Source organism: Pantoea sp. PNT03 (assembly GCF_014852515.1).
Taxonomy (GTDB): domain Bacteria; phylum Pseudomonadota; class Gammaproteobacteria; order Enterobacterales; family Enterobacteriaceae; genus Pantoea; species Pantoea leporis.
This window is the reverse complement of record NZ_JACVBT010000001.1, coordinates 426,028-452,424: the sequence shown is the minus strand read 5'-3', so window position 1 is coordinate 452,424 and position 26,397 is coordinate 426,028. Positions and strand designations below refer to the sequence as shown.

Below are 26,397 nucleotides of genomic sequence, written 5' to 3'. Positions count from 1 at the left end.
TAATATGCAGACGTTATCAATCAGATAACCAAAAGCTATCAAAGCGCCGACACCTGATTTCATGCGGCTCGCGGAGGCATTCTACACAAAAAGGGCGCGGTTCTGTCAGGCTTTATCTTTTTGCGGTGAAACTGCTAGTTTAAGCTGCGTTATCGCACGGATTTGTAGCGGCGCGATTTATCGCGCGTCATTCAGACGGAACAATCGTCAATTGTGCGCAATAAATTGCGCCGCTACGGCCTCTGCGCATCTCACATAATGGAGCTCTCAGGTGCATATACGTTTTTTTGACGAAGCCGATCGGCCTTTTCTGCGCACGCTGTATCTTGCCGCGCGACGCCATAACTGGACGTGGCTGGATGGCGATGATTGGCAGTTAGAAGATTTCGATGCGGTGATTTTGGGCGAAACCGTGCTGGTCGCTGAACTGAATGGGCATCGCGTAGGGTTTGCGGCGGTGCTGGATAATGACAACTTCCTGCATAGCCTGTATGTCGACCCCGATGCGCAGGGACAAGGCGTGGGCAGCGCGCTGTTAGAAAAAGTGCAATCGCGATTTAGCTCGACGGGCGCCTTGAAATGCCTGCAACAGAATCAGGCGGCGATGGATTTCTATCTCAAACACGGCTGGCGGCGCGAAGCGGTTGGCGAGAGCGAGCAGGGAAAATATGTGCTGATGCATTTTCCGCTGGCGACGCGCACCAGCGGAAATGGACGCCGTTAAACGGCGCGGAACGCGATATCGCCAGGGATAATTTCTCCCTGCCAATAGAGCTGCGCCGCAACGCGACCCGCCAGCTGGCGGTAGAGCGCGGTGAAATCACTTTCCGGACGGCGCACCACGGTCGGTTCGCCATCATCCAGATCTTCACGCAGCGTAATGTGCAGCGGCAACTGGGCCAGCAAACGGGTGCTGTAATCTTCCACTAGCTTCTGCGCACCGCCGGTGCCGAAAATCGGCTCATGATGTCCGCATTGGCTACAAATGTGCATGCTCATATTCTCGATCACGCCCAGCACCGGCACGCTGACTTTCTCGAACATCACCATCCCTTTACGCGCGTCAATCAAGGCGATGTCCTGCGGCGTGGTGACCACCAGCGCGCCGGTCACCGGCACGTTTTGCGCCAGCGTCAGCTGAATATCGCCGGTACCTGGCGGCATATCGAGGATCAGATAATCGAGATCCGGCCACAGGGTTTCGTTGAGCAACTGCATCAGGGCTTTGCTGGCCATTGGACCGCGCCACACCATGGCGTTGTCGTCGGTGACCAGATAACCAATCGAATTGGTTGCCAGGCCGTGCGCCATAATCGGTGCCATGTGCGTGCCATCCGGCGAGGTGGGACGCTGATTTTCGGTGCCGAGCATGTTAGGGATCGACGGACCGTAAATATCCGCATCGAGAATCCCCACGCGCGCCCCTTCGGCGATCAGCGCCAGCGCCATGTTCACAGCGGTGCTGGATTTGCCCACGCCACCTTTGCCAGAACTCACGGCGATGATGTTCTTCACACCGGTTGCGCCCGGATGGTTTTTCACCCGCTTCAGCGTGGCGATGTCGTGGCGCAGTCGCCAGTCAATGGCGCTGGCGTCCGTCAGGCGCAGCAGTTCGGCGCTGGTTTGCGCTTTCAGCTCTTCAAAAGCGCTGGCCCACGCGAATGGCATCACCAGCTCGATATGCAGCTTGTCATCCAGCAGCGCGACATGGCGCAGGGCTTTCAGCGTGGTCAGGTTATGTTGCAGCGTCGGATGTTCAAAGTCACTCAACACGCCAATAACCAATGCTCGCAGCGCCTCAGGTGAATGATGTTGCTGGGATTGTGAAGTCATCCCCTCTCCTTGTTTATTCATCACGCCAGATTGCGGCGGTGTCTGTTCAATAATATCAGATAGGCGCTAAAAGTGACGTGGATGTCCAGCTGTGTTTACGCCAGAGGGTGCTTCGGTTAACATCTAACACCGATTTTTCTTCAACGGAACGCTACGCAAAAATGACTCAAGTCGCTAAAAAAATTCTGGTAACGTGCGCACTGCCGTACGCAAACGGTTCAATCCATCTCGGTCACATGCTTGAACACATTCAGGCTGACATTTGGGTCCGTTACCAGCGAATGCGTGGCAACCAGGTTCACTTTATCTGTGCAGACGACGCTCACGGCACGCCTATCATGCTGAAAGCTCAGCAGCTTGGCATCGCGCCGGAGCAGATGATCGCGGAGATGAAACAGGAGCACGAAACGGATTTTGCTGGCTTCAATATCAGCTACGACAACTATCACTCGACGCACGGTGACGAAAACCGTCAGCTGTCCGAGCTGATTTATGGCCGCCTGAAAGAGAACGGCTTCATTAAGAACCGCACCATTTCGCAGCTGTACGATCCTGAGAAAGGCATGTTCCTGCCGGACCGTTTCGTCAAAGGCACCTGCCCGAAATGTAAGTCACCGGATCAATATGGCGATAACTGCGAAGTGTGTAGCGCAACCTACAGCCCAACCGAGCTGATCGACCCGAAATCGGTGGTCTCTGGCGCGACGCCGGTGCTGCGCGATTCCGAGCACTTCTTCTTTGATCTGCCCTCTTTCAGCGCGATGCTGCAGGCGTGGACGCGTTCAGGCGCACTGCAAGAGCAGGTGGCTAACAAGATGCAAGAGTGGTTCGAGTCTGGCTTGCAGCAGTGGGATATCTCCCGCGATGCGCCTTACTTCGGCTTCGAAATCCCTGGCGCGCCGGGCAAATACTTCTACGTCTGGCTGGATGCGCCAATCGGTTACATGGGTTCATTCAAAAACCTGTGCGACAAACGCGGCGATATCGATTTCGACGAGTTCTGGAAGAAAGATTCCACTACTGAGCTGTATCACTTCATCGGTAAAGACATCGTCTATTTCCACAGCCTGTTCTGGCCAGCGATGCTGGAAGGCAGCAACTTCCGCAAGCCAACCAATCTGTTCGTACACGGTTATGTGACGGTGAACGGCGCGAAGATGTCTAAATCGCGCGGCACCTTTATTAAAGCCAGCACCTGGTTGCAGCATCTGGATGCCGATAGCCTGCGCTATTACTACGCAGCCAAGCTCTCTTCACGCATCGACGACATCGACCTGAATCTGGAAGATTTCGTGCAGCGCGTGAACGCAGACGTGGTGAACAAAGTGGTGAACCTGGCGTCACGTAATGCCGGCTTCCTGACCAAACGCTTTGGCGGCAAACTGGCGAGTGAACTGGCCGATCCCGCGTTGTATCAAACCTTTGTGGCGGCCTCAGAGAAGATTGGCGAAGCCTGGGCCAGCCGCGAATATAACCGCGCGATCCGTGAAATCATGGCGCTGGCCGATCTGGCCAACCGCTATGTCGATGAGCAGGCACCTTGGGTGTTAGCAAAGCAAGAAGGCCGCGATGCCGACCTGCAGGCGATTTGCTCCATGGGCATTAACCTGTTCCGCGTCTTGATGACCTGGCTGAAGCCAGTGCTGCCATCTTTGAGCGAGCGTGCCGAAGCCTTCCTGAAGAGCGAACTGAGCTGGGATGCAATTACCCAACCGCTGCTGGATCATGAAGTAGCGCCGTTCAAAGCGCTGTATGGCCGTATCGAAATGACCAAAGTTGACGCGCTGATTGAGGCCTCGAAAGAAGATGCGGCGGCGGCGAATAAGCCTGCAGCAACCGGTCCGCTGGCTGATGCGCCGATTGGCGACACCATCACCATTGATGATTTTGCCAAGGTCGATATGCGCGTGGCGCTGATCGAGAAAGCGGAGCTGGTTGAGGGTTCTGACAAGCTGCTGCGTCTGGAGCTGGATTTGGGGGGCGAGAAGCGTCAGATTTTCTCTGGCATTCGCGCTGCGTATCCGGATCCGTCGGTGCTGGTCGGCAAGATGACCATCATCGTCGCCAACCTCGCGCCGCGTAAAATGCGCTTCGGTATTTCCGAAGGTATGGTGCTGTCAGCGGGTCCAGGCGGCAAAGACCTGTTTGTGCTGTCGGTTGATAGCGGCGCAGTACCGGGCATGCCGGTTAAGTAAGCTAACAAGCCGCCTCAGGGCGGCTTTTTTGTACCTGTTGATCCTACAAAGGATTGACGCGTTTTTTGTAGGGTCGCCATTTATGGCGACCAGGTCAGACAGTACTGTGATCGCTAGCACGCTAATCGCTTAATGCGTATGATAAAGCGCTACGAAAACAGGAGCCTGACATGCCTGCCGTTCTCACTGCTTGTTGGCGCTATGTGCGCGCCTTCGTCATCATCTATGCGGCGCTTTACGCTGGAATGGGGATTTCTGCCCTGCTCCCAATAACCATTCCCGGCAGCATCATCGGCATGCTGCTGCTATTCCTGCTGCTGGGTCTGCAAATCATGCCGGTTGAGTGGGTGAAACCCGGATGCCATTTACTGATTCGCTATATGGCACTGCTGTTTGTGCCGATTAGCGTTGGTGTAATGGGCTATACCGATATCCTCACCGCGCAGTTTGGGCCGATTGTGGTGTCATGCATTGTCAGTACTTTTATGGTGCTGCTGATTGTCGGGCTCAGCGCAGAGCGCCTGCAGCGCCCGCAGGAGAAGCCGAATGAGTGATGCATGGTGGTCGCTGCCGCTGACGGTGATCGCCTATTTTCTGGCGCGTAAACTGGCGGCGAAAATCAATATCTCCATCGTTAATCCATTGTTAGTGGCGATGGCGATTGTCATTCCGATTCTGCTGCTGACTCACCTGCCTTACACGCGCTATTTTGCCGGCAGCAGCCTGCTCAATCAGTTGCTGCAACCGGCAGTCGTAGCGCTGGCGTTGCCGCTGTATGAGCAGATGCATCAGATTCGCGCGCGCTGGAAAACCATCATCAGCGTCTGCTTCATCGGCAGCATCACGGCAATGGTATCGGGCACCGCGATTGCGCTGTGGATGGGCGCAACGCCGGAAATCGCCGCCACCATTATGCCGAAATCCGTTACCACGCCGATTGCGATGGCGGTCTCCGCATCGCTGCACGGTATTCCTGCCATCAGCGCCATCTGCGTACTTATCGCCGGCGTGCTGGGTGCGGTGTTTGGCCATATGCTGCTCAATCTGTTTAAGGTGAAAAACAAATCCTCGCGCGGGTTAGCAATTGGTAACGCATCGCACGCGTTAGGTACCGCGCGCGCAGCCGAGATCGATTATCAGGAAGGCGCGTTCAGCTCCCTTGCGCTGGTGATTTGCGGCATCATCACCTCGTTACTGGCGCCGCTGCTTTTTCCGCTATTAATGCATTGGTGGGGCTAAAACTTGCGAGAGATCTCGCAAAGTTGAAACAACCCAATCAGCTTGCATTGTCAGAGCGACTTGGATCACATATAAAACGTCAGGCGGCGCATCGCCGCTAACGCGTAACTGAGGTCATCCCATCATGCATTCACGATTCCTAACTGCTTTTTCTGCCCTGCCCGCTGCGCTGCAAGCTGCGATTCAGCCGCTGCTGGATGCGCCGGATTTCCATGGCGTATTGCGTCCGCAGGATGTCGCGCAACTGAAACAGCTTACCGGACTGGATGAAGATGCGCTGGCGCTGGAACTGCTGCCGCTGGCGGCGAGCTGCGCCGTGGCAACGGTGTCTCACTTTAATGTCGGCGCGATTTCCCGCGGCGTCAGCGGCCATTGGTACTTCGGCGCCAACATGGAGTTCCTGCATACCCCGCTGCAGCAGACGGTGCACGCCGAGCAGAGCGCGATTACGCACGCCTGGCTGCGCGGTGAAGAGAAGCTGGCGGCGATTACCGTCAACTACACGCCGTGCGGACATTGCCGTCAGTTTATGAACGAGCTGAACAGCGGCACAGCGATTCGCATCAGCCTGCCGGGACGTGCGGTTAGCACGCTGGGCGACTACCTGCCGGATGCGTTTGGCCCTGCCGATCTGAACATCACCGAACGTCTGCTGACGCCGGTCGATCATGGTTTTGCGGTTGCGGGCGATGCATTGCAACAGGCCGCCATTGCCGCCGCCAATAACAGTCACGCGCCTTACAGCCAGAGTTACAGCGGCGTGGCGCTGCGCAGCCAGAGCGGCAAGGTCTTCACCGGTCGCTATGCGGAAAACGCCGCCTTTAACCCCAGCTTGCCGCCGCTGCAGGCTGCACTGATTTTGATGAACATGAGCAACGAAGCACTGGAGACAATTCAGCAAGCGGTTTTGGCGGAATGTCAGGACAGCACGCTGAGTCAGCTTGACGCGACCCGCGCGACGCTTAAGGCGTTAGGATGTGAGGATTTCTCACTTACTTTAGTTTCGAAAACATCAGTTTAGTGATCCTTTTACCGCTTTTGTGACCTCCTGTTAACAAAAGCTGTACATCTGCAGGAATTTTCATAGGATCGGGCGCCAGAACCTCTTCACTTCAAGATGGACTGGCGTTACCTTTTCCCGGCGATACGTCAGAAAACACTGCAACCGGAGCAAGCACTGCATGGAACTCGACTACGAAAGTAAACGCCCGCTGTATATTCCTTATGCGGGTCCGATCCTGCTGGAATTTCCGCTGTTGAATAAAGGCAGCGCCTTCACCCTCGAAGAACGTAACGAATTTAACCTCAACGGCCTGCTACCCGAAGCGGTAGAAACCATCGAAGAGCAGGCGGAACGTGCCTGGCGCCAGTTCCTGGATTTTAAAAACAACAACGACAAGCATGTCTATCTGCGCAATATCCAGGACACCAACGAAACCCTGTTCTACCGCCTGCTCGACAATCATCTCGAAGAGATGATGCCGATTATCTACACCCCAACGGTCGGCGCCGCCTGTGAACACTTCTCTGAAATCTACCGTCGCGCGCGTGGCGTATTCATCTCTTATAACAATCGCGACCGCATTGAAGACATGCTGCAGAACGCCACCAAGCAGAATGTCAAAGTGATCGTGGTGACCGATGGCGAACGTATTCTCGGCCTCGGTGATTTGGGTATCGGCGGCATGGGCATCCCAATCGGTAAGCTGTCGCTGTATACCGCGTGTGGCGGCATCAGCCCGGCTTACACCTTGCCGGTGGTGCTGGATGTGGGTACCAACAACCAGCAGTTGCTGAACGATCCGCTCTATATGGGCTGGCGTCACCCGCGTATCACTGGCGAAGAGTACGAAGAGTTCGTCAATGAATTCATTCAGGCGGTGAATCGTCGCTGGCCGAACGTGCTGTTGCAGTTCGAAGACTTCGCGCAGAAAAACGCCATGCCGCTGCTGGAGCGCTATCGCGATGAGATCTGCTGCTTCAACGACGATATTCAGGGCACCGCCGCAGTGACCGTCGGCACCCTCATCGCCGCCAGCCGCGCTGCGGGCAGCCGCCTGTGCGAGCAGAAAGTGGTGTTCCTCGGTGCCGGTTCTGCCGGTTGCGGTATTGCCGAGCAGATCATCGCGCAGATGAAGTCGGAAGGATTGAGCGATGATGAAGCGCGTGGCCGCGTGATGATGGTCGATCGCTTCGGTTTGCTCACCGACAAGCTGCCGAACCTGCTCAATTTCCAGAGCAAGCTGGTGCAGAAGAGTGACAGCCTGAAAGATTGGGACACCAGCAGCGACTCCATTTCTCTGCTCGACGTGGTACGCAACGCCAAGCCGGATATTCTGATCGGCGTGTCTGGCCAACCTGGCCTGTTCACCGAAGAGATCATTCGCGAGATGCACAAGCACACTAAGCGTCCGATTGTTATGCCGCTGTCGAACCCGACTTCACGCGTTGAAGCGACGCCAGCCGACATCATCGCCTGGACTGACGGCGCCGCGCTGGTTGCCACCGGCAGCCCGTTCTCGCCGGTCACCTGGAAAGGGAAAACCTATCCCATCGCCCAGTGCAATAACTCCTATATCTTCCCTGGCATCGGTTTGGGGGTTATCGCCGCGGGCGCCAGTCGCGTGACGGATTCGATGCTGATGACCGCCAGTCGCGCATTGGCCGACTGCTCGCCGCTGGTTAACGATGGCGAAGGTCCGGTTCTGCCGGAGATCAAAGACATTCAGGGCGTTTCCAAGCTGATTGCCATCGAGGTGGGTAAAGCCGCGCAGCTGGCGGGCGTGGCGGTGGTGACCTCGGAAGATGTGTTGTCGAAAGCCGTCAGCAACAACTTCTGGCTGCCGCAGTATCGTAACTATCGCCGTACTTCGATCTGATAAATCCGTTGCCGGATCATTTAGATCCGGCAACGTTTAAAAAAACGTCAGCCAACGGGCGTTTACTTGCTTCCCCCGCCCGCCTCAAGTAGCCTTTATCCATTCTGAATTCTGCCAACCGAGTGCCCGCGCGCATGATTAAACGCGTTTTCTTTGGTCTGTTTTTCATCATCTTACTGATGGTGGCGACCGCGCTCGGCCTGGATCGCTGGATCAGCTGGAAAACCGCGCCCTTTATATACGAAGATGTCACCTCGTTGCCACATCGTCAGGTCGGCGTGGTCTTGGGCACGGCGAAGTACTACCGCACCGGCGTGATCAATCAGTATTACCTCTATCGCATCCAGGGCGCGTTGAACGCCTATAACAGCGGCAAGGTCAATTACCTGCTGCTGAGCGGTGATAATGCGCAGCAAAGCTATAACGAACCGATGACTATGCGCCGCGATTTGATCAAAGCGGGCGTCGCGCCGTCGGACATCGTGCTGGATTACGCTGGCTTCCGTACGCTGGATTCGATTGTGCGCACGCGTAAAGTGTTCGATACCAACGATTTCATCATCATTACTCAGCGCTTCCACTGCGAGCGAGCGCTGTATATCGCGCAGCATTTGGGCATTCAGGCGCAGTGCTATGCGGTGCCGTCGCCGAAGAATATGTTGTCGGTGCGTTTCCGCGAAGTGGGTGCGCGTTTGGGTGCGCTGGCGGATTTGTATTTGATGAAGCGCGAGCCGCGCTTCCTTGGCCCATTAGTGCCGATTCCTGCGGTGCATGAAGTGCCGGAAGATGCGCAGAGTTATCCGGCGGTGACGCCGGAGCAGCTTTTGGAGTTAGAAGAGAAACTGCAGAAGTGACGTTTGCTCCCTGACCCTGGCCCTCTCCCGCGAGCGGGAGAGGGAACCGTGTAGTGCAGGTTTAAGCCAGAATTCGGTCTGCTCCCTCTCCCGCCTGCGGGAGAGGGTTGGGGTGAGGGGAAATCCACTACTTCTTACGTGCGTACTTCAATGAATCCAGCGCCACGGCGAAGATGATGATGCCGCCCTTGATGATGTACTGCCAGTAAGGGTTAACGCCGATGTAGGTCAAACCGTAGTTGATCACGGTGAAGATGATGACACCGGTCACCACGCCCGCCACCGAACCCACGCCCCCGGCAAACGACACGCCGCCGACCACACAAGCCGCAATCGCATCCAGCTCATACATAAAGCCGAGGTTATTGGTGGCGCTGCCGATACGGCCTGCTTCCAGCATCCCGCCGAACGCGTAGAACACGCCAGACAAGGCATACACCAGAATCAGGTTGAACGGCACGTTCACGCCAGACACTTTCGCCGCTTCCGGGTTACCACCGATAGCGAAGATATTGCGACCAAAGCGAGTTTTATTCCACAGCACCCAAACAAAGACGATGGCAATCACAGCGTAGAAGGTGATAAACGACAGTTTGAAATCACCAAAACGCAGGAAGCCTTGGGCAAATTTGGAGAAGCCAGGATCGAAACCGGCAATTGGCGATGCACCCACAAAGTCGTAATAGAGCGAGTTGATACCGTAAACGATAATCATGGTGCCCAACGTGGTGATAAATGGCGTTACCTTGAGGTAAGCAATAATCACCCCGTTCACCAGACCAATCACACCGCCGATGATGCACACGGTCAGGATAACCACCGGAATGGGCACGGTATCCAGATGCGGGAACACCTTGTTGGCGTTATCCATCGCCTGCAGCAGCGTAGCTGCCACCACCGCCGCTAAGCCAACCTGACGACCCGCTGAAAGGTCGGTACCCTGGGTGACAATCAAACCGGCCACGCCGAGTGCGATGATAATACGCACCGAAGATTGGGTCAGAATATTACTCAGGTTCATTAAACTTAAGAAGGTTGGATCCTGGAAAATAATAATTGCCAGCAGTACAAACAGGACAACGTAAATGCCGCCCTCTTTTAACCAGGTTAGCGCATTCTTTTTAGTAGTCGCTTTCATGTTAAAGCCCTTGCTTCATTAAAGGTGTAATGACGCTAAACGCAGGATTTCATTCTGCGAGGTCGTTTTGGTATCAACAATGCCTGCTACCTGGCCATTACTCATCACTAAAATACGATCGGTAATACCCAACAGCTCTGGCATTTCAGAAGAGATAATAATGATGCCCTTCTCTTTCTTCGCCAACTCGGCAATAAGTTGGTAGATTTCGAATTTCGCGCCCACATCAATCCCGCGCGTCGGTTCATCAAGCATCAATATTTCCGGCTGCGTTAATAACCAGCGACCAATAATCACTTTTTGTTGGTTACCACCGGAAAGCGAACCAATTTGCGTATGATGACCCGGCGTTTTCACGCGCATCGAATCAATGACCCATTGGGTATCGCTTTTCATGCGTTTATTATCGAGCAGCCCCATGCTGGATTTATACTTTTTAATATTGGAGATAAGCGAGTTAAAGCCTATATCCAGATACGCATAAATACCGGTGGAGCGACGCTCTTCTGTCACCAGCGCAAAGCCGTGGTTAATGGCTTCGTTGGCGCTGTGGTTATTAATACTCTTGCCGTGCAGCTTAATCGTACCGCCTGACTTCTCGCGAATGCCAAACAGGGTTTCGACGATGTCGGTACGCTTGGCGCCCACCAAACCGGCAATACCAAGAATTTCACCTTTACGCAGATCGAACGAGATATCACGTATCGACGGCTGACGCAGTGAGGTTAAATGGCGCACCTCAAGAATGGTTTCCCCCGGCACGTTGGTTTTGTCCGGGAAGCGCTGGTTCAATGAACGGCCAACCATCATCGAGATGATTTTGTCCATGTCCAGACCTTCCAGCGGCTGGGTGGCGATCCACTGTCCGTCACGCAAAATGGTAATCTCATCACACAGCTGGAATATCTCTTCCATCTTGTGCGAGATATACACAATGCCGCAGCCACGATCTTTCAGCTTACGAATAATCGTGAACAAGTGGTTCACTTCTTTTTCGGTCAGCGATGATGTCGGCTCATCCATGATGACGATTTTGGCATCATAGGAGAAGGCTTTGGCGATTTCGATCATCTGCATCTGCGACACCGATAAGGTGGCAACTTTATCGCGCGGATCGATATCAATATCTAATTCATCAAAGATCGCTTTGGTATCGCGATACATTTTATCCTGATCGACAAACACGCCTTTACGTGGATAACGGCCAAGCCACATGTTATCCATGACGTTGCGTTGCAGAACCAGGTTTAATTCCTGATGCACCATGGAAACGCCATTTTCCAGCGCTTCTTTGGAGCTCTTATAATCAATTTCCTCACCCTGAAACAGGATGCTCCCCGTATCCTTTTTATAAATCCCAAACAGACATTTTAATAATGTAGATTTCCCGGCGCCGTTTTCGCCCATTAATGCATGAACAGAGTGCGGCCGCACTTTTAAATTCACATTATCTAAGGCTTTAACCCCTGGAAATGATTTCGAGACATTCGTCATCTCCAGCAGATATTCACGCTGTGTGGTCGGATTCTCACTGGCCATAATTTACCTGGCTAAATAAAGCGTTGGTCAGATGCAATAAGGCGCGGCGAAATGCCGCGCCCAGGATGAATTACTTCACAAACTGCGACAGATTTTCTTTATCTACTGGTACGTAAGGAACACGTACGATTTTGTTGTCCATCTTGAAGTTAGTGCCTGCAGTTGGCTCTTTGCCATTGGCCAGATTGTTAGCAATATCCAGCGTCGCTTTCGCCTGGTTTTCCGCATCGTTCAACACGGTACCGGCCAGCGCGCCTGATTTCACCAGCGCCAGCGCTTCTGGCAGTGCATCGACACCAAACACCGGAATGCTGGTTTTGTTGTGCGCTTTCAGCGCTTCAACCGCACCCATCGCCATCGCATCGTTATTAGCGATGATCACTTCAATTTTGTTGGCGTTCGGGCCAGAGAGCCAGGCGTCAACTTTGTCTTTTGCCTGTGCTGTATCCCACATCGCGGTATCCATCGCCAGCTGCTGCGTTTTTAGGCCGTCTTTGTTCAGGGTATCGATCACGTATTTGGTACGCGCTTCGGCATCCGGATGACCCGGCTCGCCTTTCAGCAGCACGAACTGGATGGTACCGTCTTTGTTCAGATCCCAGGCTGGCGTGGCTTTCCAGTGCTTCTCAATCAGCTGACCCTGGATGATGCCTGACTCTTTAGAGTCGGTACCGACGTAATACGCTTTCGGGTAGCTGGCCAGCACTTTGGCGTTAGGTTCTTTGTTGAAGAACACCACCGGCACATCGTTGCCACGCGCTTTATCAATCACCACTGCCGCAGCAGCCGGATCCACCAGGTTGATGGCCAGCGCTTTCACGCCTTTCGCCATCAGCACGTCAATCTGGTCGTTCTGTTTAGACTGGTCGTTCTGGGAGTCATTCATCAACAGCTGAATGCCGCCCAATGATTTTGCTTCTTTCTCAATGTCCTTACGCACCATCGACATGAAGTTGTCGTCGTATTTGTAGATGGTCACGCCAATGCGGGTATCGGCGGCGTGCGCAGTTGCACCAAACATCATGCTGGCAACCAGTGCTGTGAGCGTGAAAACCTTCTTATTCATGGTATCTCCGGTTTTTTATGTAGGGCATTTCATTGCGCTATTTGCCTGCGGGCAAACAGCGCCGTCGGTTGTAAACCTGATAATGGGCGGACGCGTAACGCAAAGCCGGGCCACCATCGCAATCCTGACTTCCCTGTAGGTAAACGCTTCCTGAAGAGTGTTGTGAACTATTTCAATCGGCTACTGAAACCGGCTGGGAAGAGGATTTCCCGGCGTTACATGATGTTTCAGTCCGGTAAGACGCTGCCATCATAGTGAGCGGCATGTTAATTAACTGTGAATGCAATCACAGATTGGAAACGGTTACACTGCGCTATCGCCTGAATTAGTGACCGACTCCACAATTTGCCGCTGGGCGACAGAATGGCGACGCACCAGCGTTGGCATAAAGCAGTGTACAGCCAGCTGATCCAGCTCGCCTGCGGCACCTTTAAGCGCTAACTCCGTGGCGAGTTTCGCCATAGAAACAATAGGATAACGGACCGTGGTTAACTGCGGATCGGTGTAGCGGGAGATGGGAATATCATCAAAGCCAATGACAGAGAAATGCTGCGGAACCTGGATGCCGTTGTCCTTTAAAGCGGTCAATGCACCCGCCGCCATGCCGTCATTGTAGGAAAACACCGCTGTTAAATGTAAGTTACGCCCCAGCAACTCCACCATCGCTGCTTCGCCGCCTTGCATATCAGGTTCAGCATGCGCAATCCATGACTCCTGCGGGCGGATTCCCTGTTCTGACAAGGCCTGCAGCCAGCCTTCACGTCGTTGCGTTACATCCTCAATCGGGTGGCTGGAGCTAAGAAAGCCGATGCGTTGATGTCCCTGTTGTAACAACATGCGCGTGGCTACCTGAGCGCCGGTAACATTATCCAGGCAGACGCAGCGGTGTTCGTAACCGGGAATTGTACGGTTAATCAATACCATACCGGGAACCTGATCCATAAACTGCGTCAGTTCGGCGTCTGAAAGCGTTTTCGCGTGCACCACCAATGCGTTACATCGTTGACGTATCAGCACCTCAATTGCGTGACGTTCTTTCTCTTCCTGATGCCAGGAGTTACTGATTAACACGTGTTTATGCACGCGCTGCGCCACGGTATCCACCGCTTTCACCAGCGCGCCAAAGAAGGGATCGGAAACATCCATCACCACCACGCCGATGGTGTCACTGATTTGCGTAGCCAGCGCCTGCGCGTTGGCGTTCGGGCGATAGCCTAACGCATCAACGGCAGCCAGCACGGCTTCCCGGGTATCGGCGGTGACTGCACTGCTGTTGTTGAGCACACGCGACACGGTGGCTACTGACACACCGGCCTGACGGGCGACATCACGAATCGTTATCATGCAGCTGTTCCACAGAGTCTGAAAATGCGCGACAAGCGCGTAACGGCGCTATTCTGTCAGGGCATGTGAAACGACTACGTGAATCACGTCACAGCAATGAAAACGGTTACATACAATTCTGCAACCTTTGTGATGAACATCATTATCTGAGCGAGGAGGAAGGATCAGCTTTTCCCGCGGCAAGACGTGTCAGTTTGCGCCAGATCCACTCCATTGGGCCTTGCGGGAAGACGCGCAGCCACAGCACGGAAAACAGGATATTAACCAGCCAGATAGCCGGTACAAAGGCCAGCAGCTGCAGGCGATCGAATCTGAGGAAAAGATCAAAGCGGTAGAACAGCGTGGTGCAAATCAGCGTCTGTAACAGGTAATTGCTCAAGGCCATGCGGCCAACGCATTGAATGGCGTAGCTGACGCGCGTTGACGCAATTTGCGGCCAGAATCCCAGGCAAAGCGCGGCATAACCGAGGCTGATAAACGGACTGGCGAGATCGCGCGGTACCTGCAGGAAAAAGCCGGTCCAGCGGAATTCCCAGCCAATCATCCACTGCGCGGCGATGCCGGGAATGGCGATCAGCCAGCCGATAGTCAGCAGCAGCGCCGCCGAACGGCGATAGTGCTGCACGCTAAATTGCCCGCTGAGCCAGCCGCTGCGCATCAATGCCGCACCAATCAGCATCAAACCCGCCAGTTGCCATCCATATTGTGACGCCAGTGCCATCAGGCCTGATGACAGATGATCCAGCCGGTTCTGCACCGCTTCCCAGCCGCCGAGCAGTTTCCAGTAGCTCTCATATTGCAGATCCGACGCACCCGGCAGCCAGGATCGCGTGGGATTGGGGCTGGAGACCGCGCCGAAAATCAGCAGCACGCCGCAGCCGACCAGATAGAGTAATGCGCCGGTTTGTAACAACGCGCGGTCGGAAGGCACATCCCGCAGCATGCGCCAGATAATCAGCCCAATCAGGCCATAATCCAGCAGGATGTCGCCTTCCCAGAAAAAGATGCCGTGAATGAAACCGAGCAGCACCAGCAGCGTCAGACGCGCCGACATCCAGCGGCTGCCGCGCGGCGCCTGCATGTAAAGGCCGGCACCAAACAGCAAGGCAAACAGCGTGAGGAATTTCAGCTGCGCCAGGCCATCCATGATCGCCCACGTCCAGGCATCAGACGTAGCAGCCTCGCCGCGCCATGCCGGATTGAGATAGGCGGCCGATGGCAACGCAAAGCCGACAATGTTCAGCAGCAAGATGCCGAGAATGGCGCAACCACGAATGAAATCCAGCGCGAGATAGCGTTGCATCGAGTGCCCTGACGGAGAGAGGAAATCGGGCAACAGGCTGTTGCCCAAACAGATTAGCTGTGACGAACCGCGCGCAAAAACTCCTGACGCGTGTTCTGGCTGGATTTGAACAAGCCACCAAGCGAGGTGGTGGTGGTGGCGCTGGTAGCATCTTTCACGCCACGCGCTTTCACGCAGTAATGCACTGCATCAATCGACACCGCAACGTTATTGGTGCCGAGCAGCGTTTGCAGCGCCACCAGCACTTGCTGCGTCAGGCGCTCTTGCACCTGCGGACGCTGGGCAAAGAACTGCACAATACGGTTGATTTTCGACAGGCCAATCACTTTCTCTTTCGGGATATAGGCCACGGTGGCTTTGCCATCGATAATCACAAAGTGGTGTTCGCAAGTGCTGGTCAACGTGATATCACGCACCGTTACCATCTCATCCACTTTCATCTTGTTTTCAATAACGGTGATTTTCGGGAAGTTGGCGTAATCAAGACCTGAGAAAATCTCATCCACATACATCTTGGCGATGCGGTGCGGCGTTTCCATCAGGCTGTCATCTTCCAGATCCAGGTTCAGCAGCTGCATGATTTGCGTCATGTGGCCGGCAATTTCGCGTTTGCGCGCGGCGTCATCCATTTCACGCACCGGGGCACGTAACGGTGTTTCCAGACCACGCGCCAACAGCGCTTCGTGAACCAGGGCGGCTTCCTGACTTAAGGTGCTCATTTACTCTTCTCCGACAGGTGATGCGCCCGCGGGTTTTCGCCCACGGGGGAAATTCTGAGCGCGTATTGTGAAATACTCCGCGCCCTTAATCCAGTAATCATTCTGATAAGCTTTTCATCACGTACGGCGACGTAAAACCAGCATTCCCGCAAGGATTAAGCTGGCGCCCGCTACCCATAGCGCGGGTTCCAGCTGATGCCATAGCATGCTGGAAATCCACGACAGCAGCGGACCGCCCAATTGCCCGACCGCATAACCGGTGGTGAGCAAACCGGCAAGATAGCGCGCATGCTGTGGTGCCAGCTCGCGCCCATATTGCAGCGTCAGCTGCACCACACACAGGAAGCCGCCGCCGATCAGCGCTGCGCCCAGCATCAGGCCATTCAAGCCGGGCAGCACAATCGCGGCGATAACGCCCAGCGCCTGCGCCCACAACACTATGGCCAGCCGCAGATGGCTGCTGCCCCAGTGACGCGTCAGAATACCTAACACGATGCCGATCACCGCCGCGCCACCAAACACCGGCCAGACAAACTGGGCAAACGCGCTGTCAGGAAAACGCGCCGCCGCCATTTGCGACAGAAAAGTGGCGGGCAGAATGTAGCCAAAGCCGGCGAGGCTGTAACTCAGCACCAGGCGCTTGAGATTGCCATTCAGCACCAGCGGCGATGCAGCTTGATCGGGGCGATGTAACTGGCCGGTGCGCGGCAGGAATCGCGCAATCGCGGCAATCAACAACAGTGCCAGCAAACCGTAAGCCGCCCACGCAAAGGCCGCGCTGACACCGCTGGCGTGCAGCGCCACCGCCAGCATGCCGCTGATAAAGATGCCGGTGCCGGGTCCGGCAAACACCGCCGCCAGCAAGCCGGGACGTCCGTGATGATGTAGCTGGTCGCTGGCCCATGCCGCCAGCAACACCATCGCCCAGCCGCTGGCCCAGCCAATCAGGAAACGAATCAGGCCATGTAACCACGGACCGCTGACGCAGGCCGAGAGCAGCGTTAAAATCACTGCGCCCCACACGCCCGCCTGTAAACGCCACTCGACGCGGGTGCGCGCACGCATCGCATCAAACGAGCCAAACAGATAGCCGAGATAGTTGAGTGCCGCCACTAGACTGGCGCTGGTGAGCGTCAGTTGATGGTCCTGAATCATCAGCGGAACCTGCGGCGTGAAAGCAAATCGCCCAATCCCCATCGCAACCACTAAACTTAAGAACGCGCTAAGCGCGACACGAAACGCCATACCGACCTCAGAATGTTTTATCACTTGTCACTAGCATGCATGACGTTTAAACTCACGGAAAGTGAATAATACTAACCAAGTTGTTTACGAGAAGAGAATATGGATTTAGTACAGCTCCGCATGTTTTGCTCCGTGGCCGAATCCGGTTCGCTGGCGCGTGCCGCCGAGCAACTCCATCGCGTACCTTCCAATCTCACCACGCGTCTGCGCCAGCTGGAAGATGAAATTGGCGTTGATCTGTTTATTCGTGAGAAGCAACGCATTCGCCTGTCGCCAATGGGCCACAATTTTCTTAACTATGCGCAGCGCATCCTGGCATTGAGCGATGAAGCGCTGAACATGGCGCGCGCCGGTGAGCCGGGCGGTAATTTCGCGCTCGGTTCGATGGAGAGCACCGCCGCGACGCGCCTCCCTGCCCTCCTGGCGGCCTATCACCAGCGTTTTCCCGCCGTGGAACTGTCGCTGATCACCAATACTTCCGGTGAAATCATCGACAAAGTGCGGGAAGGCACGCTGGCCGCCGCGCTGGTGGATGGTCCGGTGGCGCACGACGATCTCAATGGCTGCATTGCCTTTAATGAGCAGATGGTGCTGATCACCAGCCCGGAACATGCGCCGATTGCCAGCGCGCGCGATGTGCAAGGCGACACGCTGTTTGCTTTTCGCAACAGCTGTTCCTACCGCACCAAGCTGGAAGCGTGGTATCGCGAAAGCCAGACCGCGCCGAGCAGCGTGATGGAGATACAGTCTTACCACGCGATGGTGGCGTGTGTGGCCGGCGGCGCGGGCGTGGCGATGATTCCCGCCTCGGTGCTGGCGCAAATGCCAGCCCGCGCCCGCGTGCAGGAGCATGCGTTACCGCCTGCTTACCGCGATACCGCCACCTGGCTGATGTGGCGGCGCGATGCGTTTACACCCAATGTGGAAGCGCTGAAATACTTGATTATTGAACTGTTTGACGATCGCCCGGTTAACGACGAGTTGCGGCATCCGCTGCACGTTGCCGAGTGAGTTTCTGTTTTATCGACATCACGACCATCGGGGCCACTTACCCCGCATCTACAGGAAGAGGGATTGCATGAACATGATTAAAACCCGCGCCGCCGTTGCCTGGGCAGCTGGCGAACCGCTGAAAATCGAAGAAGTGGATCTGATGCCACCGCAAAAAGGTGAAGTGCTGGTGCGCATCGTGGCTACTGGCGTGTGCCACACCGATGCTTACACCTTGTCGGGACAAGATCCGGAAGGCGTATTCCCGGCGATCCTCGGTCACGAAGGCGGCGGCGTGGTGGAAGCGGTGGGTGAAGGCGTGACCAGCGTGGCCGTCGGCGACCACGTGATCCCGCTTTACACCCCAGAGTGCGGCAAGTGTAAGTTCTGTCTCTCGGGCAAAACCAACCTCTGCCAGGCGATTCGCGCCACCCAGGGCAAAGGTTTGATGCCAGACGGCACCACCCGCTTCTTCAAAGACGGCAAGCCGATTTTCCACTACATGGGCACCTCAACCTTCTCTGAATACACCGTGGTACCGGAAATCTCGCTGGCGGTGATCAGCAAAGAAGCGCCTCTGGAAGAAGTGTGCCTGCTGGGCTGCGGCGTCACCACCGGCATGGGCGCGGTGATGAACACGGCCAAAGTAAAAGAAGGCGACACCGTGGCGATCTTCGGCCTCGGCGGTATTGGTTTGTCGGCGATTATCGGCGCGAAGATGGCGAAAGCCGGTCGCATCATCGGTATCGATCTCAACACCAGTAAATTCGATCTGGCGCGCAAACTGGGTGCCACCGATCTGATCAACCCGAAAGATCACGATAAACCGATTCAGGATGTGATCGTTGAACTGACCGACGGCGGCGTCGATTTCTCCTTCGAGTGCATCGGTAACGTTAACGTGATGCGTTCGGCGCTGGAGTGCTGCCACAAAGGTTGGGGCGAATCAGTGATTATCGGCGTGGCTGGCGCGGGCCAGGAGATTTCTACCCGTCCATTCCAGCTGGTGACCGGTCGCGTATGGCGTGGTTCCGCTTTTGGTGGCGTTAAAGGCCGTTCACAGTTGCCGGGCATCGTGCAGGATTACCTCGACGGTAAATTCGCCCTGAACGATTTCATCACCCATAACCTGCCGCTGGAAGAGATTAACGACGCCTTTGATCTGATGCATGAAGGGAAATCTATCCGTACGGTGGTGCATTTTACTAAGTAATCAGGAGACGTTATGGCTTCCACTTTGGAGCTGTTAGAAGAGCATCGCATTTTTGGTGGCTGGCAGCAGCGCTGGCGTCATCAGTCGGCCATGCTGAACTGTCCGATGACCTTCAGCATTTTTCTGCCGCCGCCGCAGAGTGACGCACCGCCGCCAGTGGTGTGGTTTCTCGCCGGATTGACCTGCAGCGATGAGAACTTCACCACCAAAGCCGGCGCCCAGCGCGTGGCTGCGCAGCTGGGTTTGGTGCTGATTATGCCCGACACCAGCCCGCGCGGTGACGATGTGGCGAACGACAGCGGTTACGATCTCGGCCAGGGCGCAGGTTTCTACCTCAACGCCACGCAGCAGCCGTGGGCGGCGAACTTCCGCATGTTCGATTACCTCAGCGCGGAGCTGCCGGAGTTGGTGGCGGATAACTTTAAGCTGAGCGATCGTCAGTCGGTGATGGGTCATTCAATGGGCGGTCACGGTGCGCTGGTGTTGGCATTGCGTCTTGGCGGACGTTTTGCGTCTGCTTCTGCCTTCGCGCCAATCGTCAATCCTACCGAAGTGCCTTGGGGGCAGAAGGCCTTTGCCGCATACCTGGGTGAAGATCGTCAGATGTGGCGTGAATGGGATAGTTGCCTGTTGATGCGTGACGTGGAACAGCGCTTGCCGATTCTGATTGATCAAGGGGATAGCGATCAGTTCCTCGCCGATCAGCTGCGTCCAGAGCGACTGGAAGCGGTGGCGCGTGAGCAAGGCTTCCCGCTGGAGCTACGCATCCAGCCGGGTTATGACCATAGCTACTTCTTTATCGCCAGCTTCGTGGAAGATCATCTGCGTTTCCACGCGAAGCATTTGTTGGTGTGATGGTGCTGGCTGGCCTCTCGGTATGTGCTGGCTGTCCCCCTCCTCGGTCCTCCCCCATAAATGGGGGAGGAAGATGCTGCCACATGTCAGTGAGGAAGCTGCATGTGGCAGCGTCTCCTTCCCCCGCTTGCGGGGGAAGGCCGGGATGGGGGACAGCGTGCACCTGCTTAACTACACCAACGTCTCCGCCAACCCGTCGATCATCACCTGCGGCATGCCGCGTGAGCAGTGCTCGATACGGCCGCGCACGCCATACACCTGCGCAAGCGTCTCCGGCGTAATCACCTGCGACGGCTCGCCGTCCGCCAGCAGATTGCCATCCTTCAGCATCAGCGCGTGATCCGCATGACGCAGCGCGATGTTGATATCGTGCACCACCACCACCGTCACAATATTGCGCAACCGGGTTTCACGACGCACCAGATCCATCACGTGGAACTGGTAGTTAAGATCCAGCGCGCTAAGCGGTTCATCCAGCAGCAGAAGTTCCGGACGGCGAATCAGCGATTGCGCCAGACCCACCAACTGCTTCTGCCCGCCCGAAAGCTGATCGAGATAACGCATGGCTAAATGCGCGATGCCGAGCTGCTCGAGTAGATGCATGATCTCCGCTTCGCTCGAGGCGCTGTGTAAACCACCCGACGCACGCTGCGCCACGATAATCGACTCCAGCACGTGCAGATGCACGCCCGCCGGCAAACTTTGCGGCAGATAAACCACACGCTGCGCCCGGCGCGCAAACGGCTGGCTCATCAGCTCTTCACCGTTCAGCCACAGCTCGCCCTGCCCTTTGCCCAAGCCAGCCAGCGCGCGCAACAGCGTCGATTTGCCGCAGCCGTTGGGGCCAAGCAACACGGTGATTTTGCCCTGCGGCAGCTCCGGCACGTTGAGATCGTCAATCACCTTGCACTTCGGATAACCGGCGGAGAAATGCTTGAGACGTAATCCCTGCTCCATTACACCGTCCCCCGATGACGCAGAATAATGCTGAGGAAGAACGGCACGCCGACCAGCGACGTCACAATTCCCACCGGAATGATCACGCCGGGAATCAGGTTTTTCGACGCCACCGAAGCCAGCGACAGCACCAGCGCACCGACCAGCGCGCTGGCTGGCAGGTAATAGCGGTGATCTTCACCAAACATCATGCGCGCAATGTGCGGCGCGACCAGACCGATGAAACCAATTGGGCCGACAAACGCCACCGCCAGCGCAGAGAGAATACTGATGCGCAGCAGCGTTGCCAGGCGCAGACGGCGCACGTCGATACCAAAACTCACCGCGCGATCTTCGCCGAGGCGCAGCGCGGTCAGCTTCCAGCTGCTGAGCATCGAGAACGGAATCAGGATGGCAAAGGCGGCGGTTAATACGCCGAGCTTTTCCCACGAGGCGCGCGCGAGGCTGCCCATGGTCCAGAACACCAGGCCCTGCAAAGTATCTTCGCTGGCGATGAACTGCATCATTGAGACTAATGCGTTGAAGGTGAACACCAGCGCGATACCAAACAGCACCACGCCAGAGGTCGAAACTTTGGTCCAGCGCGTCACGCCATCCAGCATCAAGGCGGCAAATAGCGCAAACACAAACGCGTTGGCGGAGATAAACCACTGATCCGGCACGCCAGGAATGCCGATACCAAGAACGATGGCCAGCGCCGCACCAAAGGCCGCCGCCGACGAAACGCCGAGCGTAAACGGGCTGGCAAGCGGGTTATTCAGGATGGTTTGCATCTCTGCACCGGCAAGGCCGAGCGAGAAGCCCACCACAACCGCCATCAAGGCGTACGGTAAACGAATATCCCAGACAATCACGCGCGTGCCCGCATCGACCGCATCGGGATGCGTCAGCGTTTGCCATAAGGTGTCGAGGGAGAGCCCAGCCGGGCCGAGGGTGAAATCAAGAATCACTGACGCTAATATCGCCAGCGCCAGCACGCCAATTAACATCAGTCGCTGGCGCAGTACCTGACGATAACGCGTCATGGTGTCGGTTTCGAGGCCGTTTTCCGCCAGCAGCGTGGCGTCGGTGGTACGCATTGTTCTACCCGTTTCTTGTCGAAATCATAACGGCAGCCACAATAGTGCAGGTGATAATAATTATCAATTCAATCTGAGTAACAAAATCCAAAACAATGCGCAATAAATTGCGCCGCTACTACACGTGCACCTTATTCGTAGCGGCGCGATTTATCGCGCAAGGGTATGACTACTCTTTGAACGTCGGGAATTCCATCTCGCTGTATTTCACGAAGCGCGAACCGCGTGTCAGCTTGTAGCCCAACCAAATAATCAGGAACAGCGGCAGACCAATATAGGTTGCGGCCACGCCATACCAATCAATGCGGTCAGCAAGGAACGCCTGATAGTTCTGACCCAGTGTGATGATCAAACACAGAATAAAGGCGAAAATCGGTCCCAGCGGGAAGAAGCCCGAACGGTACGGCAAATCGGCCAGGTTGTGACCCTGAGCGATATAACCGCGACGGAAACGGTAATGGCTAATGGCGATACCCAACCAGGCAATAAAACCGGTCATGCCTGAGGTGTTCAGTAGCCACAGGTAAACTTCCTGGTTACCAAATTTCGAGCTCAGGAAGCACAATCCCGCCACCACGGTGGTAGCAATCAGCGCGTTACGCGGCACGCCACCTTTCGACAGCTTGCCGAAAATGCGTGGCGCTTTACCTTCGCGTGCCAGGTTGAACAGCATACGCGTTGAGGCGTACATGCCGGAGTTACCCGCCGACAGTACCGCCGTCAGAATCACTGCGTTCATTACCGCTGCGGCTGACAGCAGACCGGCATTCTGGAACACCAGCGTGAACGGGCTGATGGCGATATCGGTGACATCGTTATGCAGCAGCTTCGGATCGGTGTACGGCAGAATCAGGCTAATGATCAGAATAGCGAAGATATAGAACAGCAGAATTCGCCAGAATACCTGACGCACCGCACGCGGAATGTTCTTCGCCGGATCCTCAGATTCACCGGCCGCGATACCGATCAGCTCGGTGCCCTGGAAGGAGAAGCCAACGATCATCGCCACGCCTATCATCGCGGCAAAACCACCGGCGAACGGCGCTTCGCCCACGGTCCAGTTATGCCAGCCGGCGTTTTCTGCGCCGCGCATGATGCCGGTGATCATCAACACGCCAACCACAATAAAGATGATGACGGTGGTCACTTTGATCAGCGAGAACCAATATTCCGCTTCGCCGAAGCCTTTGACTGAGATGTAGTTGAGCAGGAACATCAGGCCAAGGAACAGTGCGCTCCAGATCCAGCCGGGCGTGTCCGGGAACCAGTAGTTCATGACGAGCTGCGAGGCGACGAGGTCAACGGCGATGGTCACCGCCCAGTTGTACCAATAGTTCCAGCCCAGCGCGAAGCCGAAGCCTTCTTCAACATATTTTGAACCGTAGGTGGAGAAGGAGCCAGAAACCGGCATAAAGGCCGCGAGTTCGCCGAGGCTGGTCATCAGGAAGTAAACCATCAGGCCGATGAGCGCATAGGAGAGCAGCGCGCCGCCGGGTCCGGCCTGAGAAATGGTGGCACCCGAGGCGACAAACAGGCCGGTACCGATGGAACCACCAATGGCGATCATGGTGAGATGACGCGCTTTTAATTCACGGCGCAATCCAGGTTGTTGTGTTGTTTTTGAGTCATTATGCATGTGTAAACGCTATGCTGGATAAAAATGAGGCGAGATTGTAGCAGCTAGCCCCAAGCTGTATAGCATTCACGTCGGGTTATTAGTTACCTTCATGATCGGCCGGGAATTATTAGCCGCAGCGTGATCAGCGCTGTGATTATTCACGGCAATACGACAGGAAACGGCTCAACGCTTTGGACACATGCTTCTGTCGATGATGGATGCGATACAGCGTGCGCGTCAGGCGCGTCAATGGGATCGCGACTTCCACCAGCGTGCCGGCTTCCAGCAGATCCTCAATCACCCGCCGCGACAAACAGCTGATGCCCATGCCGTGACGCACCGCGTGTTTAATCGCCTCTGAATTGCCTAACTCCATGCCGAGCTGAAACTGTGGCAGATGCGACAGCAGCAGATAATCAACGATCTCGCGCGTGCCTGAACCGCGCTCGCGTAGAATCCACGGCGCGGCGGCGAGCGCTTCCAGCGTAATCGGCTGCTGCAGGATGGCGGCATCCGGCGCGGCAAACACCACCAGCTCATCTTCCAGCCACGGCTCGCTGATAATATCCAGCTCGTGGCACGGACCTTCGATCAAACCGATATCGACGCGAAAATCCGCCACCGCATTAATCGCATCCTGACTGTTGCCGACGCTCAGCTCCAGCGGCAACGCGGGGAAATCGCGGCGATAGGCGGCGATCATGCCCGGCAGCAGGTAATTACCAATGGTGCTGCTGGCGAACAGGCGAATCGCCCCGTTATCTTCCTTAAACAGCTGTTCGATTTCGCCCGCCTGCTCCATCAAACCCACGGCGCGCGGATAGAGTAAACGGCCATGCTCATTCACCACCAGCCGCTTACCAACGCGGTCAAACAGCTGCACACCGAGTTGGTTTTCCAAATCTGCTAACGCGGCGCTCACCGCCGACTGCGACAGCGCCAGCACCTGCGAGGCCTGCGTCGTCGAGCCGCTCTTCAGCACTTCGGTAAACACTTCAATCTGGCGCAACGTGATGTGCATGCGGTTTCCTTTATATTACTTATTCTGGTTAATTATAAATATATTATCAATTTTACTTTTATACCAGCGCAGCGCAGGCTTAGCAAAGAACAGCATGAGATAAGCACACGGCATAAATCATCGCACATTCCGTAGCGGCGCGATTTATCGCGCAATAAATTGCGCCGCTACGGAATGTGCGCTCTTTAATTGTGGTTTTCGTCCGAACCACCGCCGTCCAGCGAGGAGAAAAGTATGGCTGAGTTAAGCGTGAATAAAACCCCGTTTCATCTACATCACTGGCTGCCGGGTTTGCTGTTGACCGTGGCGATTGCCGGTACCGCGGCGTGGTTAAGCAATCAGTCTTGGTTGGCCGGGGCCGGATTCGGTGCGCTGACGTTAGCGATTATTTTGGGCATCGTGCTCGGTAACACCCTTTATCCGCAGATGGCCGGCGCCTGTGACAGCGGCGTAATGCTGGCGAAACAGCGCTTGCTGCGCCTCGGCATCATCCTGTATGGCTTTCGTATTACCGTGCAGCAGATTGCTGATGTCGGTCTTAGCGGCGTATTGATTGATGTGATGGTTCTCAGCTCCACTTTCCTGCTGACCTGTTTTATCGGCATTCGTCTGCTGAAGATGGATCGCGAAACCGTGTGGCTGATTGGGGCGGGCAGCAGCATTTGTGGCGCGGCGGCGGTGCTGGCGAGTGAACCTATCGTTAAGGCTGCGCCGTCAAAAGTGGCGGTGGCTGTTGCGACTGTGGTGCTGTTTGGTACCCTCGGTATCGTCCTCTATCCGCTGCTGTGGTCGCTGCTACCAACAGTTAGCGCGGAACATTTCGGTATCTTCACGGGTTCGACGTTGCATGAAGTGGCGCAGGTTGTCGCGGCAGGACACGCGATGGGTGCCGAGGCCGAAAACACCGCCGTGATTGCCAAAATGCTGCGCGTGATGATGTTAGCGCCCTTCTTGCTGATGCTGGGAAGCTGGCTGAAACGTCAGCGTAGCCACAACGCACAGCAACAAGCGATTAGTTTTCCCTGGTTCGCGCTGCTGTTTATTGTGGTGGCGCTGTTTAACTCGCTGCATCTGCTGCCTGCCAATATTGTTAGCACGCTGAATCAGCTGGCCAATCTGCTGCTGGCGATGGCGATGGCCGCGCTGGGTTTGACTACGCGCTTCAGCGCCCTGAAACAGGCTGGCTGTAAACCCTTGCTGCTGGGATTGGTGATGTTTGGCTGGTTAATTCTCGGCGGCGGAGCACTCAATGTGCTGGTGCAACATTTCATGGCGTAACCGCATCCGCTATGATGGGCAGCTTTGCAGCA

The 26,397-nt window shown here is 55.7% G+C and carries 23 protein-coding genes; 11 read left to right on the top strand and 12 right to left on the bottom strand.

Features of this window, described 5'->3' with window-relative positions; genetic code table 11:
• Positions 1-271 precede the first annotated feature (271 nt).
• Positions 272-724: a GNAT family N-acetyltransferase gene (locus tag IB226_RS02225; protein ID WP_137386156.1), complete on the top strand. Its 453-nt coding sequence runs from the start codon at positions 272-274 to the stop codon at positions 722-724.
• Here the strand turns inward: IB226_RS02225 and apbC are convergent.
• On the bottom strand, positions 721-1,833 hold the full coding sequence (gene apbC / locus IB226_RS02220) for an iron-sulfur cluster carrier protein ApbC (RefSeq protein ID WP_101763326.1): 1,113 nt from the start codon (positions 1,831-1,833) through the stop codon (positions 721-723). The genes IB226_RS02225 and apbC overlap by 4 nt on opposite strands.
• Positions 1,834-1,994: 161 nt before the next feature.
• On the opposite strand from apbC, the gene metG reads away from it, so the two are divergent.
• The 6 genes from metG (at position 1,995) to sanA (ending at position 9,000) form a co-directional block, all read left to right on the top strand.
• Positions 1,995-4,028, top strand: coding sequence for a methionine--tRNA ligase (metG, locus tag IB226_RS02215; protein WP_192233342.1), 2,034 nt, complete (start codon positions 1,995-1,997; stop codon positions 4,026-4,028).
• Positions 4,029-4,198: 170 nt separating this feature from the next.
• Complete coding sequence (locus IB226_RS02210; RefSeq protein ID WP_110866616.1) at positions 4,199-4,582, top strand: CidA/LrgA family protein; 384 nt, start codon at positions 4,199-4,201, stop codon at positions 4,580-4,582.
• A complete protein-coding gene (locus tag IB226_RS02205) occupies positions 4,575-5,267 on the top strand; it encodes a CidB/LrgB family autolysis modulator (RefSeq protein WP_101763323.1) in 693 nt (230 codons plus the stop codon). The genes IB226_RS02210 and IB226_RS02205 overlap by 8 nt, the downstream gene beginning before the upstream one ends.
• 124 nt (positions 5,268-5,391) lie before the next feature.
• Positions 5,392-6,288: a cytidine deaminase gene (gene cdd, locus IB226_RS02200; RefSeq protein ID WP_192233340.1), complete on the top strand. Its 897-nt coding sequence runs from the start codon at positions 5,392-5,394 to the stop codon at positions 6,286-6,288.
• A 160-nt stretch (positions 6,289-6,448) separates the two neighbouring features.
• A complete protein-coding gene (locus tag IB226_RS02195) occupies positions 6,449-8,146 on the top strand; it encodes an NAD-dependent malic enzyme (protein ID WP_101763321.1) in 1,698 nt (565 codons plus the stop codon).
• A gap of 134 nt (positions 8,147-8,280) precedes the next feature.
• Complete coding sequence (gene sanA, locus IB226_RS02190; protein WP_008104952.1) at positions 8,281-9,000, top strand: outer membrane permeability protein SanA; 720 nt, start codon at positions 8,281-8,283, stop codon at positions 8,998-9,000.
• Positions 9,001-9,127: 127 nt separating this feature from the next.
• Here the strand turns inward: sanA and mglC are convergent, their stop codons facing one another.
• The 7 genes from mglC to IB226_RS02155 all read right to left on the bottom strand — a co-directional run bounded on the left by mglC (position 9,128) and on the right by IB226_RS02155 (position 17,354).
• Entirely contained in the window at positions 9,128-10,138 is a 1,011-nt protein-coding gene (gene mglC, locus IB226_RS02185) for a galactose/methyl galactoside ABC transporter permease MglC (RefSeq protein ID WP_007889502.1), read from the bottom strand.
• 18 nt (positions 10,139-10,156) lie between these two features.
• Complete coding sequence (gene mglA, locus IB226_RS02180; protein WP_110866613.1) at positions 10,157-11,677, bottom strand: galactose/methyl galactoside ABC transporter ATP-binding protein MglA; 1,521 nt, start codon at positions 11,675-11,677, stop codon at positions 10,157-10,159.
• Positions 11,678-11,747: 70 nt separating this feature from the next.
• Positions 11,748-12,743 (bottom strand): galactose/glucose ABC transporter substrate-binding protein MglB, encoded by a 996-nt coding sequence (mglB, locus tag IB226_RS02175; protein WP_101763715.1) that lies wholly within the window; start codon positions 12,741-12,743, stop codon positions 11,748-11,750.
• 303 nt (positions 12,744-13,046) lie between these two features.
• Positions 13,047-14,087, bottom strand: a complete 1,041-nt coding sequence (galS, locus tag IB226_RS02170) for an HTH-type transcriptional regulator GalS (protein WP_192233338.1) — start codon at positions 14,085-14,087, stop codon at positions 13,047-13,049.
• 142 nt (positions 14,088-14,229) lie between these two features.
• Entirely contained in the window at positions 14,230-15,390 is a 1,161-nt protein-coding gene (gene yeiB / locus IB226_RS02165) for a DUF418 domain-containing protein YeiB (RefSeq protein WP_192233336.1), read from the bottom strand.
• A 53-nt stretch (positions 15,391-15,443) separates the two neighbouring features.
• Positions 15,444-16,109, bottom strand: coding sequence for a GTP cyclohydrolase I FolE (folE, locus tag IB226_RS02160; protein WP_049852430.1), 666 nt, complete (start codon positions 16,107-16,109; stop codon positions 15,444-15,446).
• A gap of 117 nt (positions 16,110-16,226) precedes the next feature.
• Positions 16,227-17,354 carry a YbfB/YjiJ family MFS transporter gene (locus IB226_RS02155; RefSeq protein WP_192233334.1) on the bottom strand — a complete coding sequence of 376 codons (1,128 nt, stop codon included), beginning with the start codon at positions 17,352-17,354 and terminating at the stop codon, positions 16,227-16,229.
• A 99-nt stretch (positions 17,355-17,453) separates the two neighbouring features.
• On the opposite strand from IB226_RS02155, the gene IB226_RS02150 reads away from it, so the two are divergent.
• The 3 genes from IB226_RS02150 (at position 17,454) to fghA (ending at position 20,412) form a co-directional block, all read left to right on the top strand.
• Entirely contained in the window at positions 17,454-18,365 is a 912-nt protein-coding gene (locus tag IB226_RS02150; protein ID WP_101763711.1) for a LysR family transcriptional regulator, read from the top strand.
• 67 nt (positions 18,366-18,432) lie between these two features.
• On the top strand, positions 18,433-19,557 hold the full coding sequence (locus IB226_RS02145) for an S-(hydroxymethyl)glutathione dehydrogenase/class III alcohol dehydrogenase (protein ID WP_064739274.1): 1,125 nt from the start codon (positions 18,433-18,435) through the stop codon (positions 19,555-19,557).
• 12 nt (positions 19,558-19,569) lie between these two features.
• Positions 19,570-20,412: an S-formylglutathione hydrolase gene (gene fghA, locus IB226_RS02140; protein ID WP_192233332.1), complete on the top strand. Its 843-nt coding sequence runs from the start codon at positions 19,570-19,572 to the stop codon at positions 20,410-20,412.
• A gap of 171 nt (positions 20,413-20,583) precedes the next feature.
• Here the strand turns inward: fghA and IB226_RS02135 are convergent, their stop codons facing one another.
• From IB226_RS02135 to yieE, 4 genes are all read right to left on the bottom strand, one after another.
• Positions 20,584-21,369, bottom strand: a complete 786-nt coding sequence (locus IB226_RS02135; RefSeq protein ID WP_192233330.1) for an ABC transporter ATP-binding protein — start codon at positions 21,367-21,369, stop codon at positions 20,584-20,586.
• Entirely contained in the window at positions 21,369-22,448 is a 1,080-nt protein-coding gene (locus IB226_RS02130) for an iron ABC transporter permease (protein WP_101763708.1), read from the bottom strand. Before IB226_RS02130 ends, IB226_RS02135 begins: the two co-directional genes overlap by 1 nt.
• 169 nt (positions 22,449-22,617) lie before the next feature.
• Positions 22,618-24,084: an amino acid permease gene (locus IB226_RS02125; RefSeq protein WP_101763707.1), complete on the bottom strand. Its 1,467-nt coding sequence runs from the start codon at positions 24,082-24,084 to the stop codon at positions 22,618-22,620.
• A gap of 136 nt (positions 24,085-24,220) precedes the next feature.
• Positions 24,221-25,087: a DNA-binding transcriptional regulator YeiE gene (yieE, locus tag IB226_RS02120; protein ID WP_192233328.1), complete on the bottom strand. Its 867-nt coding sequence runs from the start codon at positions 25,085-25,087 to the stop codon at positions 24,221-24,223.
• Positions 25,088-25,321: 234 nt separating this feature from the next.
• Between yieE and IB226_RS02115 the strand changes: the two genes are divergently transcribed.
• Positions 25,322-26,365 (top strand): YeiH family putative sulfate export transporter, encoded by a 1,044-nt coding sequence (locus tag IB226_RS02115; RefSeq protein WP_192233326.1) that lies wholly within the window; start codon positions 25,322-25,324, stop codon positions 26,363-26,365.
• Positions 26,366-26,397: the final 32 nt, after the last annotated feature.

Bases quoted from the DNA above. Each gene is read 5' to 3' on its own strand.
- apbC (WP_101763326.1), bottom strand. From the start codon at position 1,833: ATGACTTCACAATCCCAGCAACATCATTCACCTGAGGCGCTGCGAGCA.
- metG (WP_192233342.1), top strand. From the start codon at position 1,995: ATGACTCAAGTCGCTAAAAAAATTCTGGTAACGTGCGCACTGCCGTAC.
- IB226_RS02210 (WP_110866616.1), top strand. From the start codon at position 4,199: ATGCCTGCCGTTCTCACTGCTTGTTGGCGCTATGTGCGCGCCTTCGTC.
- IB226_RS02205 (WP_101763323.1), top strand. From the start codon at position 4,575: ATGAGTGATGCATGGTGGTCGCTGCCGCTGACGGTGATCGCCTATTTT.
- cdd (WP_192233340.1), top strand. From the start codon at position 5,392: ATGCATTCACGATTCCTAACTGCTTTTTCTGCCCTGCCCGCTGCGCTG.
- IB226_RS02195 (WP_101763321.1), top strand. From the start codon at position 6,449: ATGGAACTCGACTACGAAAGTAAACGCCCGCTGTATATTCCTTATGCG.
- sanA (WP_008104952.1), top strand. From the start codon at position 8,281: ATGATTAAACGCGTTTTCTTTGGTCTGTTTTTCATCATCTTACTGATG.
- mglC (WP_007889502.1), bottom strand. From the start codon at position 10,138: ATGAAAGCGACTACTAAAAAGAATGCGCTAACCTGGTTAAAAGAGGGC.
- mglA (WP_110866613.1), bottom strand. From the start codon at position 11,677: ATGGCCAGTGAGAATCCGACCACACAGCGTGAATATCTGCTGGAGATG.
- mglB (WP_101763715.1), bottom strand. From the start codon at position 12,743: ATGAATAAGAAGGTTTTCACGCTCACAGCACTGGTTGCCAGCATGATG.
- galS (WP_192233338.1), bottom strand. From the start codon at position 14,087: ATGATAACGATTCGTGATGTCGCCCGTCAGGCCGGTGTGTCAGTAGCC.
- yeiB (WP_192233336.1), bottom strand. From the start codon at position 15,390: ATGCAACGCTATCTCGCGCTGGATTTCATTCGTGGTTGCGCCATTCTC.
- folE (WP_049852430.1), bottom strand. From the start codon at position 16,109: ATGAGCACCTTAAGTCAGGAAGCCGCCCTGGTTCACGAAGCGCTGTTG.
- IB226_RS02155 (WP_192233334.1), bottom strand. From the start codon at position 17,354: ATGGCGTTTCGTGTCGCGCTTAGCGCGTTCTTAAGTTTAGTGGTTGCG.
- IB226_RS02150 (WP_101763711.1), top strand. From the start codon at position 17,454: ATGGATTTAGTACAGCTCCGCATGTTTTGCTCCGTGGCCGAATCCGGT.
- IB226_RS02145 (WP_064739274.1), top strand. From the start codon at position 18,433: ATGAACATGATTAAAACCCGCGCCGCCGTTGCCTGGGCAGCTGGCGAA.
- fghA (WP_192233332.1), top strand. From the start codon at position 19,570: ATGGCTTCCACTTTGGAGCTGTTAGAAGAGCATCGCATTTTTGGTGGC.
- IB226_RS02135 (WP_192233330.1), bottom strand. From the start codon at position 21,369: ATGGAGCAGGGATTACGTCTCAAGCATTTCTCCGCCGGTTATCCGAAG.
- IB226_RS02130 (WP_101763708.1), bottom strand. From the start codon at position 22,448: ATGCGTACCACCGACGCCACGCTGCTGGCGGAAAACGGCCTCGAAACC.
- IB226_RS02125 (WP_101763707.1), bottom strand. From the start codon at position 24,084: ATGCATAATGACTCAAAAACAACACAACAACCTGGATTGCGCCGTGAA.
- yieE (WP_192233328.1), bottom strand. From the start codon at position 25,087: ATGCACATCACGTTGCGCCAGATTGAAGTGTTTACCGAAGTGCTGAAG.
- IB226_RS02115 (WP_192233326.1), top strand. From the start codon at position 25,322: ATGGCTGAGTTAAGCGTGAATAAAACCCCGTTTCATCTACATCACTGG.